Source organism: Pseudomonas sp. NPDC087804 (genome assembly GCF_044742965.1).
GTDB lineage: Bacteria > Pseudomonadota > Gammaproteobacteria > Pseudomonadales > Pseudomonadaceae > Aquipseudomonas > Aquipseudomonas rustica.
In genome coordinates, this window is record NZ_JBIUVN010000004.1 from 106,987 (window position 1) to 122,532 (window position 15,546).

General features: G+C 59.3%; 17 protein-coding genes. 15 read left to right on the forward strand and 2 right to left on the reverse strand.

Going from position 1 to position 15,546, the window contains the following annotated elements:
- Positions 1–51 precede the first annotated feature (51 nt).
- A complete protein-coding gene (locus ACIOMO_RS10400; protein WP_401240423.1) occupies positions 52–1,005 on the reverse strand; it encodes an alpha/beta hydrolase in 954 nt (317 codons plus the stop codon).
- A 130-nt stretch (positions 1,006–1,135) separates the two neighbouring features.
- On the opposite strand from ACIOMO_RS10400, the gene aroC reads away from it, so the two are divergent.
- From aroC to mtnC, 5 genes are all read left to right on the forward strand, one after another.
- Complete coding sequence (gene aroC, locus ACIOMO_RS10405) at positions 1,136–2,227, forward strand: chorismate synthase (RefSeq protein WP_008080929.1); 1,092 nt, start codon at positions 1,136–1,138, stop codon at positions 2,225–2,227.
- Between the two features lie 34 nt (positions 2,228–2,261).
- A complete protein-coding gene (locus tag ACIOMO_RS10410; protein ID WP_401240426.1) occupies positions 2,262–3,407 on the forward strand; it encodes an MFS transporter in 1,146 nt (381 codons plus the stop codon).
- Entirely contained in the window at positions 3,404–4,030 is a 627-nt protein-coding gene (locus ACIOMO_RS10415; RefSeq protein ID WP_034151739.1) for a methylthioribulose 1-phosphate dehydratase, read from the forward strand. Before ACIOMO_RS10410 ends, ACIOMO_RS10415 begins: the two co-directional genes overlap by 4 nt.
- Positions 4,031–4,124: 94 nt before the next feature.
- Complete coding sequence (locus tag ACIOMO_RS10420) at positions 4,125–4,670, forward strand: acireductone dioxygenase (protein ID WP_053118683.1); 546 nt, start codon at positions 4,125–4,127, stop codon at positions 4,668–4,670.
- A gap of 4 nt (positions 4,671–4,674) precedes the next feature.
- A complete protein-coding gene (gene mtnC / locus ACIOMO_RS10425; RefSeq protein WP_212544313.1) occupies positions 4,675–5,358 on the forward strand; it encodes an acireductone synthase in 684 nt (227 codons plus the stop codon).
- A 223-nt stretch (positions 5,359–5,581) separates the two neighbouring features.
- Here the strand turns inward: mtnC and ACIOMO_RS10430 are convergent, their stop codons facing one another.
- Entirely contained in the window at positions 5,582–5,860 is a 279-nt protein-coding gene (locus tag ACIOMO_RS10430; protein WP_053118700.1) for a DUF3509 domain-containing protein, read from the reverse strand.
- A 390-nt stretch (positions 5,861–6,250) separates the two neighbouring features.
- Here ACIOMO_RS10430 and ACIOMO_RS10435 point away from each other — a divergent pair, with 390 nt between their 5' ends.
- The 10 genes from ACIOMO_RS10435 (at position 6,251) to ACIOMO_RS10480 (ending at position 15,504) form a co-directional block, all read left to right on the forward strand.
- Positions 6,251–8,089, forward strand: coding sequence for a long-chain-acyl-CoA synthetase (locus ACIOMO_RS10435; RefSeq protein ID WP_401240429.1), 1,839 nt, complete (start codon positions 6,251–6,253; stop codon positions 8,087–8,089).
- Positions 8,090–8,184: 95 nt separating this feature from the next.
- Entirely contained in the window at positions 8,185–8,703 is a 519-nt protein-coding gene (locus tag ACIOMO_RS10440; protein ID WP_401240432.1) for an ankyrin repeat domain-containing protein, read from the forward strand.
- Positions 8,704–8,823: 120 nt separating this feature from the next.
- On the forward strand, positions 8,824–9,354 hold the full coding sequence (locus ACIOMO_RS10445) for a hypothetical protein (protein ID WP_401240435.1): 531 nt from the start codon (positions 8,824–8,826) through the stop codon (positions 9,352–9,354).
- A 71-nt stretch (positions 9,355–9,425) separates the two neighbouring features.
- The gene (locus ACIOMO_RS10450) at positions 9,426–9,617 is read left to right on the forward strand and encodes a PLDc N-terminal domain-containing protein (protein ID WP_007914053.1); all 192 of its coding nucleotides are present in this window, start codon (positions 9,426–9,428) and stop codon (positions 9,615–9,617) included.
- 219 nt (positions 9,618–9,836) lie between these two features.
- Positions 9,837–10,712, forward strand: a complete 876-nt coding sequence (gene speE, locus ACIOMO_RS10455; protein ID WP_008080944.1) for a polyamine aminopropyltransferase — start codon at positions 9,837–9,839, stop codon at positions 10,710–10,712.
- 327 nt (positions 10,713–11,039) lie between these two features.
- Positions 11,040–11,273 carry a hypothetical protein gene (locus ACIOMO_RS10460; protein ID WP_053118693.1) on the forward strand — a complete coding sequence of 78 codons (234 nt, stop codon included), beginning with the start codon at positions 11,040–11,042 and terminating at the stop codon, positions 11,271–11,273.
- A gap of 210 nt (positions 11,274–11,483) precedes the next feature.
- Entirely contained in the window at positions 11,484–11,831 is a 348-nt protein-coding gene (locus tag ACIOMO_RS10465; protein WP_008080948.1) for a ribonuclease E inhibitor RraB, read from the forward strand.
- Positions 11,832–12,331: 500 nt separating this feature from the next.
- Positions 12,332–13,741 (forward strand): circularly permuted type 2 ATP-grasp protein, encoded by a 1,410-nt coding sequence (locus tag ACIOMO_RS10470; protein WP_007914061.1) that lies wholly within the window; start codon positions 12,332–12,334, stop codon positions 13,739–13,741.
- Between the two features lie 12 nt (positions 13,742–13,753).
- A complete protein-coding gene (locus tag ACIOMO_RS10475) occupies positions 13,754–14,704 on the forward strand; it encodes an alpha-E domain-containing protein (RefSeq protein ID WP_053116841.1) in 951 nt (316 codons plus the stop codon).
- Positions 14,701–15,504 (forward strand): transglutaminase family protein, encoded by an 804-nt coding sequence (locus ACIOMO_RS10480; RefSeq protein WP_053116842.1) that lies wholly within the window; start codon positions 14,701–14,703, stop codon positions 15,502–15,504. Before ACIOMO_RS10475 ends, ACIOMO_RS10480 begins: the two co-directional genes overlap by 4 nt.
- The last annotated feature ends 42 nt before the right edge of the window (positions 15,505–15,546 follow it).

Sequence of the window (15,546 nt, forward strand, 5' to 3'; positions counted from 1 at the left end):
GGCGACAAAGGCTTATCGGCCGTGTTTTGCGGTACTGGAGGGCAAAAGCGTTTAACGGGTGCGAAGTCCGTCAATAAAACTGAGGATTGTCGCGCCTAACTCTGCCGCGAGTGGCAAGTTTGGATCCTTGTAGGAGGCCAATTGCCGCTTCATGTCGTTATGCACAATGCGCAACACGTGGTTCATGCCCTCGATCACCACCAGTTCGGCATCCGGTTTGGCAGCCTTGAGCCGCTTGGCATCGTCAACGCTGACTTGAATATCGTTCGTGCCCTGAATGATCAGCGCCGGCATTTTCAATTGCGCGAAGTCTTGCGCTGGATCTTGACGGAAAAGCGAAATCAGATACGGCTGCACGCTCGGGCGGAAGATCACCTGCAACGGCTGCGGCACGTTGTCATCGGTGCGACCGGCCTTGAGGCTGTCGAGCAGCTCGTTACTGCGCAGCATCAACGCGGGCGGCAGGCTGCGTGCCAGTTGTTCACGAATGACTTGATCGACCGGTCGGGCACTCCCCGACAGAGAGATCACCGCCGCCGCATCGACTTTCGGCGCGGCGAGGCTGGCGATCAACGCGCCTTCACTGTGACCGAGCAGAATCAGCGGGCCGAAGCGCGGATCAGCCTTGAGCTTCTGTCCCCACGCCACGGCATCGGCGGCATAAGATTCGATCGACAAATTGCGCTCGTCGGGCGTCGCCGGCAGGCTCGCGGCCACTCCACGTTTGTCGTAACGCACGCTGGCGATGTTGTGTTTGGCCAGCACCCACGCCAGCCGTTTAAGGCTGTCGTTGCGCCCGCCGTCGGGGTTGTTTCCGTCGCGGTCTGTAGGGCCGGAGCCGGAAATGATCAGGACAACCGGCACAGCCTTGTCGGACTTTGGCAGCAACAGCGAGCCGAAAAGTTCGCCGCTGCCGGTATCCAGAGTGACCGGGCGTTGTAAGACCGTCGCTTGGGCAAAGCCCGTAAACAAGGTAAGACTCAAGAGCAAAACTCGCAGCATCATCACGCCATCATTGGTCAAGGTGCCGGTTGGACTCGCCAACACCGCTAAGGTTCGAGGATGAACTACTCGGTTAGCCTGCGTATACTGGCGCGCATCACGAATTTGGGTTTGATTTCACGGAGCGTCCTGCATGTCCGGCAATACCTACGGCAAGTTGTTCACTGTCACCACCGCTGGCGAAAGCCATGGTCCGGCGTTGGTCGCCATTGTCGACGGCTGCCCGCCGGGCCTGGAGATCTCCCTCGAAGACCTGCAGCGCGACCTCGATCGCCGCAAGCCCGGTACCAGCCGCCACACCACCCAGCGCCAGGAAGCCGACGAAGTCGAAATCCTTTCCGGCGTGTTCGAAGGGCGCACCACCGGTTGCTCGATCGGCCTGCTGATCCGCAACACCGACCAGAAGTCCAAGGACTACTCGGCGATCAAGGATCTGTTCCGCCCGGCCCACGCCGACTACACCTACCACCACAAATACGGCGAGCGCGACTACCGTGGCGGTGGCCGCAGCTCGGCGCGCGAAACCGCAATGCGCGTGGCGGCGGGTGCAATCGCGAAGAAATACCTGGCCAGCCAAGGCATCGTCATCCGTGGCTACATGAGCCAGCTCGGCCCGATCGAAATCCCGTTCAAGACCTGGGATTCGGTGGAAGAGAACGCCTTCTTCAGCCCCGATCCGGACAAAGTCCCGGAGCTGGAAGCCTACATGGATCAATTGCGCCGCGATCAGGACTCGGTCGGGGCGAAGATCACCGTCGTCGCCGAAGGCGTGATGCCGGGTCTGGGCGAGCCGATTTTCGACCGTCTCGACGCTGAACTGGCCCACGCGCTGATGAGCATCAACGCGGTCAAAGGCGTGGAAATCGGCGCCGGTTTCGCCTCGGTCGCCCAACGCGGCACTGAGCACCGCGATGAAATGACCCCGCAAGGTTTCCTCAGCAACAATGCCGGCGGCATCCTCGGCGGCATTTCCTCCGGTCAGCCGATCGTTGCCCATCTCGCGTTGAAACCAACGTCGAGCATCACCACCCCGGGCCGTTCGATCGATATCCACGGCAACCCGGTCGACGTCATCACCAAGGGCCGTCACGACCCGTGCGTCGGCATCCGCGCCACGCCGATTGCCGAAGCGATGATGGCCATCGTGTTGATGGATCATCTGCTGCGTCACCGTGGGCAGAACGCCGATGTGCGCGTGAGCACGCCGGTGCTGGGTCAGCTTTGATGGCAGGCTCTAAAGCCGTCGCGGCATAACTGGCGTGGCGGCCCTCCCTTACTGGCGGCTGTCCAGTTTCTACCTGTTCTATTTCGCCTTGCTTGGTTCGACTGCGCCGTTTCTGGCGCTGTACTTCGATCACCTCGGTTTCAGTCCGGCGCGAATCGGTGAACTGGTGGCCATCCCGATGCTGATGCGCTGCGTGGCGCCGAACATCTGGGGCTGGCTCGGCGACTACACCGGCAAACGTCTGGCGATCGTGCGCTTCGGCGCCGTGTGTACGCTGCTGACCTTCTCGTTGATTTTCGTCAGCAAAACCTACGCCTGGCTGGCAATGGTCATGGCGCTGCACGCATTCTTCTGGCACGCGGTGCTGCCGCAATTCGAAGTCATCACCCTCGCGCATTTGCAGGGGCAAACCTCGCGTTACAGCCAGATTCGTTTGTGGGGCTCGATCGGTTTCATCATCACCGTGGTGGTGCTCGGTCGTCTGTTCGAATGGCTGAGCCTCGACATCTACCCGGCGGCGCTGGTGCTGATCATGGCCGGCATCGTCCTCAGCAGTCTGTGGGTGCCGAACGCGCAACCGCCGCAAGGCAATCGGCCGAGCGGCGAAGGGTTCCTCAAACAACTGCGCAATCCCGGCGTGCTGGCGTTTTATGGCTGCGTCGCGCTGATGCAGATGAGCCACGGCCCGTATTACACCTTTCTGACCTTGCACCTCGAACGACTTGGTTACACGCGCGGCACCATCGGCATGCTCTGGGCCGTGGGCGTGGTCGCCGAAGTGCTGATGTTTATGGCGATGAGCCGGATTCTTGCGCGGTTTTCCCTGCGCCGCGTATTGCTGGCGAGTTTTCTGCTGGCGGCGCTGCGCTGGTTGCTGCTAGGTTCGTTCGCCGAGTTTCTCTGGGTGCTGTTGTTCGCGCAGGTTCTGCACGCGGCGACCTTCGGCAGTTTTCACGCCGCTGCCATCGCCTTCGTGCAACGTAGCTTCGGCGCGCGCCAGCAAGGGCAGGGCCAAGCGCTGTACGCCGCGCTGGCCGGCACCGGCGGCGCGATGGGCGCGTTGTATTCCGGTTACAGCTGGAATGCCCTCGGCGCAACATTGACCTTTAGTATTGCCAGTCTCGCGGCGCTCGCTGCTGCCGTTATCATTGCCACACGTATGCAAGAGGACAGGCCATGAGCCTTACGCGTGAACAGCTCGCCCAGCAAATCGTCGACGCCGGGCGTTTTCTTTATGGTCGCGGCTGGTCGCCGGCCACCAGCAGCAATTACTCGACGCGTCTGTCGCCGAGTGAAGCGCTGCTGACCGTGTCCGGCAAGCACAAGGGCCAGTTGGGTCTGGACGATGTGCTTGCCACCGACCTTTCCGGCAATAGCCTGGAGCCGGGCAAAAAACCGTCCGCCGAAACCCTGCTGCACACTCAGCTGTATAGCTGGCGGCCGGAGATCGGCGCGGTGCTGCACACCCATTCGGTCAACGCCACGGTGCTGTCGCGCCTGACGCCGGAAGACTTTATCGAGTTCGAAGATTACGAACTGCAAAAGGCCTTCAGCGGCATCTCGACCCACGAATCGCGGGTGCGCGTGCCGATTTTCGACAACGACCAGGACATTGCGCGCCTCGCCGCCAAGGTGCAGCCTTGGCTCGACGCCCACCCTGATTGCGTCGGCTATCTGATTCGCGGCCACGGCCTCTACACCTGGGGCGCGCAGATGAACGACGCGCTGCGCCAGATCGAGGCCTTTGAATTTCTGTTTGAATGCGAGTTGAAAACCCGCAGCGTCATGAACCGCCAAGGCTGACTTCACCAGAAGTAGCCCATTTGCCTGATGAAATGCTGTGCCCGACCGGTCTGCAAGAACCGGATGGCAAGGCCGATACCGAGGAATTGCCCCAATGAGCAGCCTGTCCGTCTATCACGTCTCCAGCCCCGACATTCCCAACAAAGTGCTGACCCACTTTGAAGACATCGCCTCGACCCTGGCCGAGCAGGGCGTGCGCTTCGACCGCTGGCAAGCCGCCGCCAAGATCCAGCCCGGCGCTACCCAGGAAGAAGTGATCAGCGCTTATAAAGAGCAGATTGACCGACTGATGACCGAGCGCGGTTACATCACCGTCGACGTGATCAGCCTGAACAGCGATCACCCGCAAAAAGCCGAATTGCGCGCCAAGTTCCTCGAAGAACATCGGCATGGCGAAGACGAAGTACGATTTTTCGTCGCCGGCCGTGGGCTGTTTACCCTGCACATCGACGATTACGTCTACGCCGTACTCTGCGAGAAGAATGATCTGATCTCGGTACCGGCCGGCACCAAACACTGGTTCGACATGGGCGAGCATCCGCACTTTGTCGCGATCCGCCTGTTCAACAACCCTGAAGGCTGGGTTGCCAACTTCACTGGCGAAGACATCGCTGGCCGTTTCCCGCGACTGGAGGACTGATTCGATGTCGATCAAAGCCATTGTCACTGACATCGAAGGCACCACCAGCGCGGTGAGTTTCGTTTTCGACGTGTTGTTTCCGTACGCGGCCAAACATTTGCCGGACTTTGTGCGGCAGAACGCCGAACGTGCCGATGTCGCCGAGCAACTCGACGCCGTGCGCCGTGACAGCAATGCGCCGCAGGCCGATGTTGAGCGGGTCGTTGAAATTCTGCTGAGCTGGATCGAGGAAGACCGCAAAGCCACGCCGCTCAAGGCCTTGCAAGGCATGGTCTGGGCGCAGGGTTATCACGCCGGGCAGTTGAAAGGGCACGTTTACCCGGACGCGGTTGAAGCGCTGCAACGCTGGCATGCGGCGGGTTATCAACTGTTTGTGTATTCGTCGGGGTCGATTCAGGCGCAGAAGCTGATTTTCGGTTGTTCCGAGGCGGGGGATTTGACGCCGCTGTTCAGCGGGTATTTCGACACCACGTCGGGGCCCAAGCGTGAGGCGCAGTCTTACACCAACATTCAGCAAGCCATCGGCGTCGCGCCCGAGGAAATTTTATTCCTCTCGGACATCGTCGAAGAACTCGACGCCGCACAAGCCGCCGGCCTGCAAACCTGCGGCCTGGCCCGCGAAGGCGGCGAGCTGGGCAACCACATCACCGTCGACACCTTCACCGGAATAGAACCCGAAGCCTTCTAACCCACAGTCCCTGTAGGAGCTGCGGAACGCTGCGATCTTTTGATCTTGTTTTTAGAATCAGGATCAAAAGATCGCAGCGTTCCGCAGCTCCTACAAAGAGTTAGCGATCGTAGTTGAGATCGCGATCGCAATAGAGTGCGCGATTGCGGTAGAGATCGCGCACAAAAAAACAGGCCGTGAAGCGTGAGCTCCACGGCCTGTTTTGTTTAAAGCGTTTTACAAATTACAGCGAGTGATACGTCGGCAGGGCAAAACGCTGTTGGCTTTGCAGCATGCCGATTTGCGGCAGCTCACTGGCTTGTTCTGCCAGGTCACGACGGATCGCGCTGATCGCCCACGACAGTTGGTCGCCGGCATGCAGTTGTTGATAAGTCAGTGCGCGTTTGAACACTTTGCCGTCGCTGCTGCGCAGAGTCAGCAGGATCCCGCCATCAGGACGTGGCGCGGTGGTGACGTCGAAGTTGGAGAACAGGGAGGTAAATTTCTCTTGGATCAGGCTCATGTCTTTCAGCTCCGTATGCACTTGAATGGCAAGCATGCAGAGGAGGTTGCAGAGTTTGTGCCAGCATTTGATTTAAAAAATATCGTTATAAATCAATAACTTGAAAATTGTAGTTTTTCAGGGCGTCGTGCAATCTGCATGAGTGGCCATCGTGCATCCTGCATTTTGCGGGATCGTGATCATTTCTACGGAACCAAACGCTGACCCGGAGATCAGCTCCGCGCCCGCCACGTCAGCGGATACAAAACATTGCAAAAACCGCGTGTACAGCCTGAGAAGCGCTGACGTATTTTCGATCTCGACCGGCGCTCGAATGCGCCGGTTGCTTCAAGGCACAGCCCGAAAAATAAAAACATCGACCTGCACGCCAAGGTCGAACGGGGAGCTTCCATGCGTCACGCGCCAAGCGACACGATTACCTGGAGCATGATGCTCCGCAAACTGCCGATGATTGCCAAAGCCATCCCGCGGGTGGTCAAAGGCATGAAGGTGGCCAATGTCACGGATCCGACCCAAAGCTGTGGCCTTGGCTGGACGTTCGAACAAGCAACCCTGCGCAACCCCGACGGCCCGGCGCTATTGCACGGCGACGTGGCGCTGACGTACTCACAAGTCAACCAGTGGGCCAACCGTATCGCTCACTATCTGAACGGGCAGGGCATCGGCAAGGGCGACGTGGTCGCGGTGTTTATCGAGAACCGTCCGGAGTTGCTGGTGACGATTTTGGCGTTGGCCAAGGTCGGCGCCGTCAGTGCGCTGCTGAACACGTCGCAGACCCGCGACACGCTGATCCACAGCATTAATCTGGTAGCACCGGTAGCGATTGTCGTTGGCGAAGAGCTGGTTGCGGCTTATTCAGCGGTGCGCGAGCAAGTGGCAATCACCGCGCCGCGCACCTGGTTTGTCGCCGATCAGGACACTTACAGCCATCCGGGCATTGCGCCCGATGGCTTCGTCAATCTGATCAGCGCCAGTGCCGACGCCTCCAGCGAAAATCCGCCGAGCAGCCAGCAGATCTTCTTCGACGACCCGTGTTTCTACATCTACACCTCCGGCACCACCGGGCTGCCGAAGGCCGGGGTGTTCAAGCACGGGCGCTGGATGCGCAGCTCCGCCAGCTTCGGCATGATCGCCCTCAACATGGGCCCCGACGACGTCGTCTATTGCACCTTGCCGCTGTACCACGCCACCGGCCTCTGCGTGTGCTGGGGCTCGGCGGTCAACGGCGCTTCAGGCTTCGCGATTCGGCGTAAATTCAGCGCCAGTCAGTTCTGGAACGACGTGCGCCGCTATCGCGCCACCACCATTGGTTACGTCGGCGAATTGTGCCGCTATCTGGTCGATCAACCGGCCAGCGCCGACGACAACCGCCACGACGTGCGCAAGATGATCGGCAACGGTTTGCGCCCCGGCGCCTGGGCCGAGTTCAAAACGCGCTTTGCGGTGGATCACATCTGTGAGCTGTACGCGGCCAGCGACGGCAATATCGGCTTCACCAATATCCTCAACTTCGACAACACCATCGGTTTTTCGCTGATGGCCTGGGAGTTGGTGGCTTACGATCACGACAGCGGTGAGCCTCTGCGCAGCGACAACGGCTTTATGCGCAAGGTCGAAAAAGGCGAGCAGGGCCTGTTGCTGGCGCGGATCGACGAGAAAGCGCCGCTGGACGGTTACACCGATCCACAGAAAACCGCCAAAGTTGTACTGCAGGATGTGTTTGCCAAAGGTGACCGATTCTTCAATACCGGCGATCTGCTGCGCAACATCGGTTTCGGTCATGCGCAATTTGTTGATCGACTCGGTGACACCTATCGCTGGAAGGGCGAAAACGTCTCGACCACCGAGGTTGAAAACCTGCTGCTGCAACATCCGCACATCTCTGAAGCGGTGGCCTATGGCGTGGAAATCCGCAACACCAACGGCCGCGCCGGCATGGCGGCGATTACGCCGGCGGAATCCCTCGCGACCCTGGATTTCGCCGAGTTACTGACGTTTGCTCGGGAGCGCATGCCGGCGTACGCGGTGCCGCTGTTCCTGCGGGTGAAGGTGAAGATGGAAACCACGGGGACGTTCAAATACCAGAAAACCCGCCTGAAGAATGAAGGCTTCGACCCCGGCCAGACGGGCGATGACCCGATTTACGCATGGCTGCCCGGTACGCAGACTTACGTTCGCGTGACCGATGAAATATTGGCGGGCATTTATCAGGGCAAGCATCGTTATTGATCTGGCTATAGGCCGACTTGAGAAAAAGGGGGTGACAGTTTTCCTCGCGCTCGGGAAACTGTCGGCTTTCCGATTGACCGAAAGTGGAGTTGCCCATGTCCGAACAAAGCCGCCAGATGACCCCTGAAGAAGCCGCCGAATTCACCGAGCAGGTTTTCAACAAGGCGCGCGACGGTGATGCCGAGATGCTTGATCGCCTGGTCAGCGCCGGTTTGCCGGTCAACTTGAAGAACAGCAAGGGCGACACGCTGCTGATGCTCGCCAGTTACTACGGCCATATCGACGCGGTGAATGTGCTGCTTAAACACAAAGCCGATCCGGAAATGCGCAATGGCAACGGCCAGAGCCCGATTGCCGGGGCGGCATTTAAAGGTGATCTGGCCGTGGTCAAGGCGTTGGTCGAGGCGGGTGCCGAGATCGAAGGTTCGTCGTTTGATGGCCGGACGGCGCTGATGATGGCGGCGATGTTTAACCGTGTAGAGATCGTCGATTACCTGCTCGGCAAAGGTGCCAACGCGCAGGCCAAGGACGCCAACGGCGCAACGGCGCTGGACGCGGCGCGCACCATGGGCGCGGTCGATACCACGGCGCAGTTGGAAAAATTGTTGGCTTGAAAGATCAAAAGATCGCAGCCTGCGGCAGCTCCTACACTGAACCCACCGCAGGCTGCGATCTTTTGCGTTGTGCGCTATCCTCCGCGCCCTCAAATTTCACCTTCCACAGGATCCGCCCTCATGAAAGCCGCACTCGTCGAACTCATCAGCAAAATCAGCTCCGGCTGCATGGCCGAGGACGAGATCCTGAAAGTGGCCGATGAAGCGGCGCAAGCCTACGCCGATGCCGACGCCTTCCTGGCAGCCAACCCGGACATCAACTACGACGACACCTTCCCGATCCCGTTGGGCGAGTGGGTCGTCGTCGGCAGCCTGCCGGAAACCGTGTTGTTCCAGGCAGACACCTACGTTGACCTGTTCGCGCAGATCGTCGCCTCGTTCGGCCCGGGCGTGGATTTCAATCTCAAGCCCAAGCAACTGGCGAAAACCGAAGCCCTGACCGCGCTCAACCGCATTCAGGTGCAGATGAGCAGCATGAACAAGGAAAACGGCGGTTACACGCTGATGAACTTCAGCCAGTTGCTCGACGACGAGCTGCAAATGGTGCTGGTCTTCGGCAACGACGTGCCGCGCGTGCTGGAACTGTGCGCCGAAGTCGGCATCACGGCTGCACCCGCGCTGGAGGCGTTGAAGATCGCCGTTCACGTCTGAGTGCAATAAAAGGGAACCCTGCGCGCGACCGTCTATCCTAAAAGTGCATGCCACTATTCTGGAGCGACACCATGGGTTCCACGTTCAACGGTCTGATCGGCCTGATCATCCTCGCCCTCGACATCTGGGCCATCATCAATGTGCTGAAAAGCGGCGCGACCACCGGGATGAAAATCGTCTGGGTGCTGCTGATCATCCTCCTGCCGGTACTGGGCCTGATCATCTGGGCAATCGCCGGGCCACGCGGTAACGTCCGGATCTAACCAGCTAACACCGCAATACCCCTGTAGGAGCTGCCGAAGGCTGCGATCTTTTGATGTTGATTGTAAAAAACAAGATCAAAAGATCGCAGCCTGCGGCAGCTCCTACAGGGATTGTGGTTGTGAGGTTCGACCTGTCATCTTCGGCAACGTAGAATGCGCGCCTTTCCCGGGCAATCGTCCCCACGATTGGCGCCCGCGCATTCATCGGAGCACTTGACCATGACCGTCACCAAAACCAGCGAGTACCTGGAAACCCTCTACGAAGGCTACGGCCAGCGTTTTCGCATGGAAAAACTGCTGCACGAAGTGCGCACCGAACATCAGCATCTGGTGATCTTCCAGAACCCGCGCATGGGCCGCGTGATGGCGCTGGACGGCGTGATCCAGACCACCGAAGCCGACGAATTCATCTACCACGAAATGCTCACCCACGTGCCGATCCTCGCCCACGGCAGCGCCAAGCGCGTGCTGATCATCGGCGGCGGTGACGGCGGCATGTTGCGCGAAGTGACCAAGCACGCCGGCGTTGAACACATCACCATGGTCGAGATCGACGGCACCGTGGTCGACATGTGCAAAGAATTCCTGCCGAACCACTCCAGCGGCGCTTACGACGATCCACGTCTGAACCTGGTGATCGACGACGGCATGCGTTTCGTCGCCACCACCACGGAAAAATTCGACGTGATCATCTCCGACTCCACCGACCCGATCGGCCCGGGCGAAGTGCTGTTCTCGGAGAACTTCTATCAGGCCTGCCACCGCTGCCTGAACGAAGGCGGCATCCTCGTGACCCAGAACGGCACGCCGTTCATGCAGATCGACGAAGTGAAAACCACCGCCGGTCGCCTGAAAAGCCTGTTCCCGGACTGGCACTTCTATCAAGCTGCCGTACCGACCTACATCGGCGGTTCGATGACCTTCGCTTGGGGCTCGACCAACCCGGCCTACCGCAAGCTCAGCCGTGAAACCCTGCAACAGCGCTTCATCGGCAGCGGCATCGTCACCCGCTACTACAACCCGGAAATCCACATCGGCGCGTTTGCCTTGCCGCAGTACGTGCTGCAGGCGATCAACAAGCCAAGCAACGACTGATCGCACCATTTTTCATTTGTGTATGAATCCCCTGTGGCGAGGGGATTTATCCCCGACCGGCTGCGCAGCAGTCGTAAACCCGGCCAACGCGGTCTGCCTGATGGATCGCGTTGGATGGTTTTGGGGACGCTTCGCATCCCATCGGGGATAAATCCCCTCGCCACAGATAAATCCCCTCACCACAATGGTTTTCTCCCCAATTTTTCGCCCGCGCCTAAAATGTCGTTTTTTTCATCTTCGTCCGCTGTAATCCTTTTGAACCAACTTTCTGCGTAAACAGTCGAGATAGTTGTAAGCCCATTTGCGGGTTTGATCGAGGAGGCACCGATGCAAAAGTGGAAAGTCACTTTCGTGGACGATCATGGTGAAATTGTCGATGAGGTGTTCGAACGTGCGGAATGCCCCAGTGACGATGAGGCCGCACAACTGATCAAGGCACGGCTCCTGCCCGTGGCCGCCGAGCTGGATCTCAACGATCTGGAAGGGCGCACCGCCGATGCTGGCGTGAAAAGTCTGAAAACCCAGAACAGCATCGAAATCCGCAGCATCACCCCTATCTGACATTCTTCTTGTCACCTTCACCACCAGGCCTTGGCAGCAGCTCTATCTTGGGGCTACTCTGCAAGCGAGATCAGCGAACGGATCGCTAAGGTCTGGTCTTGTCAGCTACATGCTTGTTTCCCGCGTTCAACGACGTTGTCGCAGTACTTTGGCCAAAGGCCCGGGGCGGGAATACGGAAAGTCTATCCATCTATGCGAGGGGGACGATTCATGAGCACAGCCTATCAAGAAGACATCAGCAGCAATGTTCTGCGCCGCATGAAAGAAGGCGGTTTCGATTTTTCCCGATTCCATCCCATCGAGTTCTACGCGATTTTCCCGGACGAGGAGCGGGCGCGCAGGGCAGCAGGCAAATTTCGCGGTGAATCCATCAATGCCCAGGTCAGCGTGCGTGATGACGGTGCGTGGGCGCTGGAATTAAGCAAAGTGATGTACGCGACGTATGACGATATCGGCGATTTCGAGCAGGGCTTTTCGGCGGTGGTCGAGCCTTTGGGCGGAATAATCGAAGGGTGGGGCGTGAAACAGGAGGTGCGTAGCCGCCACCGGTTGAATTGAATATTTATAGATAGAAGATCAAAAGATCGCAGCCTTCGGCAGCTCCTACACAGATTCATGTAGGAGCTGCCGAAGGCTGCGATCTTTTGCTTTTACTTTCAAAACATTTCCAAAAGGCAAAAAAAAGCCACCGGAGAGGGTGGCTAAAAGGGAAGACCGATAAGGAGAGGAAACCGGTCAGGGTTAAGGCTTGGCGGGCTGCCGGGGCAATCCCAATCAATTGAGCTGACCACTTCGCGGTGCGGGGAGCGGCGAAGTTTGGCAGCGAATGCGCGGATTATCCGCAGCCGATCCCGGGCAGTGAAATCAACTCTGACTATGCTGCTAATAGGCGATGCAGTGCGTCGCAATGAAGCGGGGGCAATCAGGTTGGGGCATTTGCCGCACAGGAATGGTGCGGCGCCTGCGGCGCGAATATCCAACCGATTGAAATCAAAGCGTTTATGCCGATGGCACGGGCCTTGCGAAGGCCTGTATGTCCGGGTGACAAGGAGTACGGCATGATCCGCACCTATTTTGATGAAATGTACGATGCCGGCGGCCAGGTTCGCCCGCATTATCGGGAGTTCGCCCGATGGCTGGCCGACACGCCTGACGAGCTGCTGGCCCAACGGCGACGCGAGGCCGATCTGCTGTTCCATCGCGCCGGCATTACTTTCACGCTCTACGGCGACGAGCAGGGCACCGAGCGGCTGATTCCTTTCGACACCATTCCGCGCAGCATCCCCGCCAGTGAATGGCGGATCGTCGAGCGCGGCTGCATTCAGCGCGTCAAAGCGCTGAACATGTTTCTCGCCGACCTTTATCACGAACAACGCATCATCAAGGCCGGGATCATTCCCGCCGAGCAGGTGCTGGCCAACGAGCAATATCAGTTGGCAATGCAAGGCCTGGATCTGCACCGCGATATCTATTCGCACATTTCCGGCGTCGATCTGGTGCGCGATGGCGACGGCACGTATTACGTGCTCGAAGACAATCTGCGTACGCCGAGCGGCGTCAGCTACATGCTCGAAGATCGCAAAATGATGATGCGATTGTTCCCGGAGTTGTTCGCCGCGCAACGCATCGCCCCGATCGATCACTACCCGAACCTGTTGCTCGACACGCTGAAAAGCTCCAGTCCGATTGATGATCCGAGTGTGGTGGTGCTGACGCCGGGGCGCTTCAACAGTGCGTTCTTCGAACACGCGTTTCTTGCGCGGGAAATGGGCGTTGAATTGGTCGAAGGCGCGGATCTGTTCGTGCGTGACGACAAAGTCTTCATGCGCACCACCGACGGCCCGAAAGCAGTGGACGTGATTTACCGCCGCCTCGACGACGCCTTCCTCGATCCATTGGCGTTCAACCCGGACTCAATGCTCGGCGTGCCGGGGCTGCTGTCGTCCTATCGCTCCGGCAACGTCGTGTTGGCCAATGCCATCGGCACCGGCGTGGCGGACGACAAATCGGTGTACCCGTTTGTCACCGACATGATCCGTTTCTATCTCGACGAAGAACCGATCCTGAAAAACGTGCCGACCTGGCAATGCCGCAACCCGTCTGAACTTTCCCACGTGCTGGCCAATCTTCCAGATCTGGTGGTCAAGGAAACCCAAGGCTCTGGCGGTTACGGAATGCTGGTGGGGCCGGCGTCGACGAAAGCGGAAATCGATGCTTTCCGCGAACGCATCAAGGCCAAACCCCACGCGTACATCGCGCAACCGACGTTGTCGCTGTCGACCTGTCCGACCTTTGTCGAAAACGGCATTGCGCCGCGCCATATCGATTTGCGCCCGTTTGTCTTGTCTGGTCGCGAAACCCGCGTGGTGCCCGGCGGTTTGACCCGTGTGGCGCTGCGCGAAGGCTCGCTGGTGGTGAATTCATCACAGGGCGGCGGAACCAAGGACACCTGGGTGGTCGAGGATTGAAGGAAGCTTGCCATGTTAAGTAGAACTGCCTCGGATCTGTATTGGATGTCGCGTTACCTGGAGCGGGCGGAAAACCTCGCGCGGATGCTCGACATTAGTTATTCGCTATCACTGATGCCGCAGGACGGACGCGGCGACGGTTTGCATGAGCTGGCGATGCCGCTGTTGATCACCGGCACCCTTGAGGATTATCTGGAGCGTCACGGCGCATTACATGCCGAACGGCTGCTGCACTTTTTCGCCCTCGATGCGGCCAACCCGGCAAGCATTTACAGCTGCCTCGGCGCCGCACGGGCCAGTGCCCATGCAGTGCGCGGACGGATCACGGCGGACATGTGGGAGAACATCAACTCGACGTGGCTGGAGATTCGCGGGATCGCTGAACAGGGCCTCAGTCGCTATGGCATGAGCCGTTTCTGTGAGTGGATCAAGGAGCGTTCGCACCTGTTTCGTGGCGCGTCCTACGGCACGATTATGCGTAACGATGCGTTTCGGTTTATTCGTCTCGGCACGTTTATCGAACGCGCGGACAACACCCTGCGCTTGCTTGATGCCCGCTACGAAATGGCCGGCGATCAGGCCGAAGCGGTCAGCGACGGCACGGCCCACGCCTATTACCAGTGGAGTGCATTGCTGCGTGCGCTGTCGTCGTTCGAGGCCTACACCGAAATCTATCGCGACGCGCCCGGCGCCCGGCATGTCGCCGAGTTGCTGCTGTTGCGCGCCGACGTGCCGCGTTCGCTGCGCGCCTGCACCGAAGAGATCGACCAGATTCTCGCGCAACTGCCCGGGGCCAACGGTCGTCCCGCGCAACGCTTGGCCGCCGAGATGGACGCGCGCCTGCGCTACACCGGCATCAACGAAATCCTCGAGGAAGGCCTGCACGCCTGGCTGACCGAATTCATCCCGCTGGTGCGCCAGTTGGGCAACGCCATTCACAGTTCCTACCTGGAGGCTGCATGAGACTTTCCATAAGCCACGAGACCACCTATCACTACGAAGATAAGGTGCGGGCGAGCATCCAGTACCTGCGGCTGACCCCACACGACAGCGAGCGCCAACACGTGCTCAGTTGGCAACTTGATCTGCCGCGCCCGGTGCGCGCGCAACTCGATCCGTTCGGCAACATCCTGCACGTGCTGACCATGGACGAGCCGCACGAAGCGATCATCATCGGTGCGCGTGGTCAGGTCGATATCGATGAATTGCGCGAGGCGGAACATGAGAGCCAGTCAGCGCTGCCGTTCCTGCGTTTTACCCGGTTGACCGAGGCCGATGAGGCGTTGCGAGCGTTCGCGGAAAGATCCTGCAAGCAGCGACGCGATCGCACCGCGCTGATCGATTTGATGCACGGTTTGAATCAGCACATGACCTACACGCCGGGCTCGACCGAAGTCGACACCAGCGCCGCTGAAGCCTTCGCCGGACGCGCCGGGGTTTGTCAGGATCACACCCACGCGTTTCTGGCCTGCGCGCGCAGCCTGGGCGTGCCGTCGCGTTATGTGTCGGGGTATTTGTACAGCGAGGATTGCGAACATCTGGCCAGCCATGCCTGGGCGGAAGCGTGGCTGGATGACGCCTGGTACAGCTTTGACGTGACCAACGAACTGGCGCGGCCGGAACGGCATCTGAAACTGGCGGTGGGCCTCGATTACCTCGACGCCTGCCCGGTACGCGGCATGCGCCGGGGCGGCGGGTGTGAGCAGATGCACGCGAAAGTGTTCGTCTCACCGACCCCGGTCATCTCCGTGCAACAACAATAAACACGATCCCTCGTAGGAGCTGCGGCACGCTGCGATCTTTTG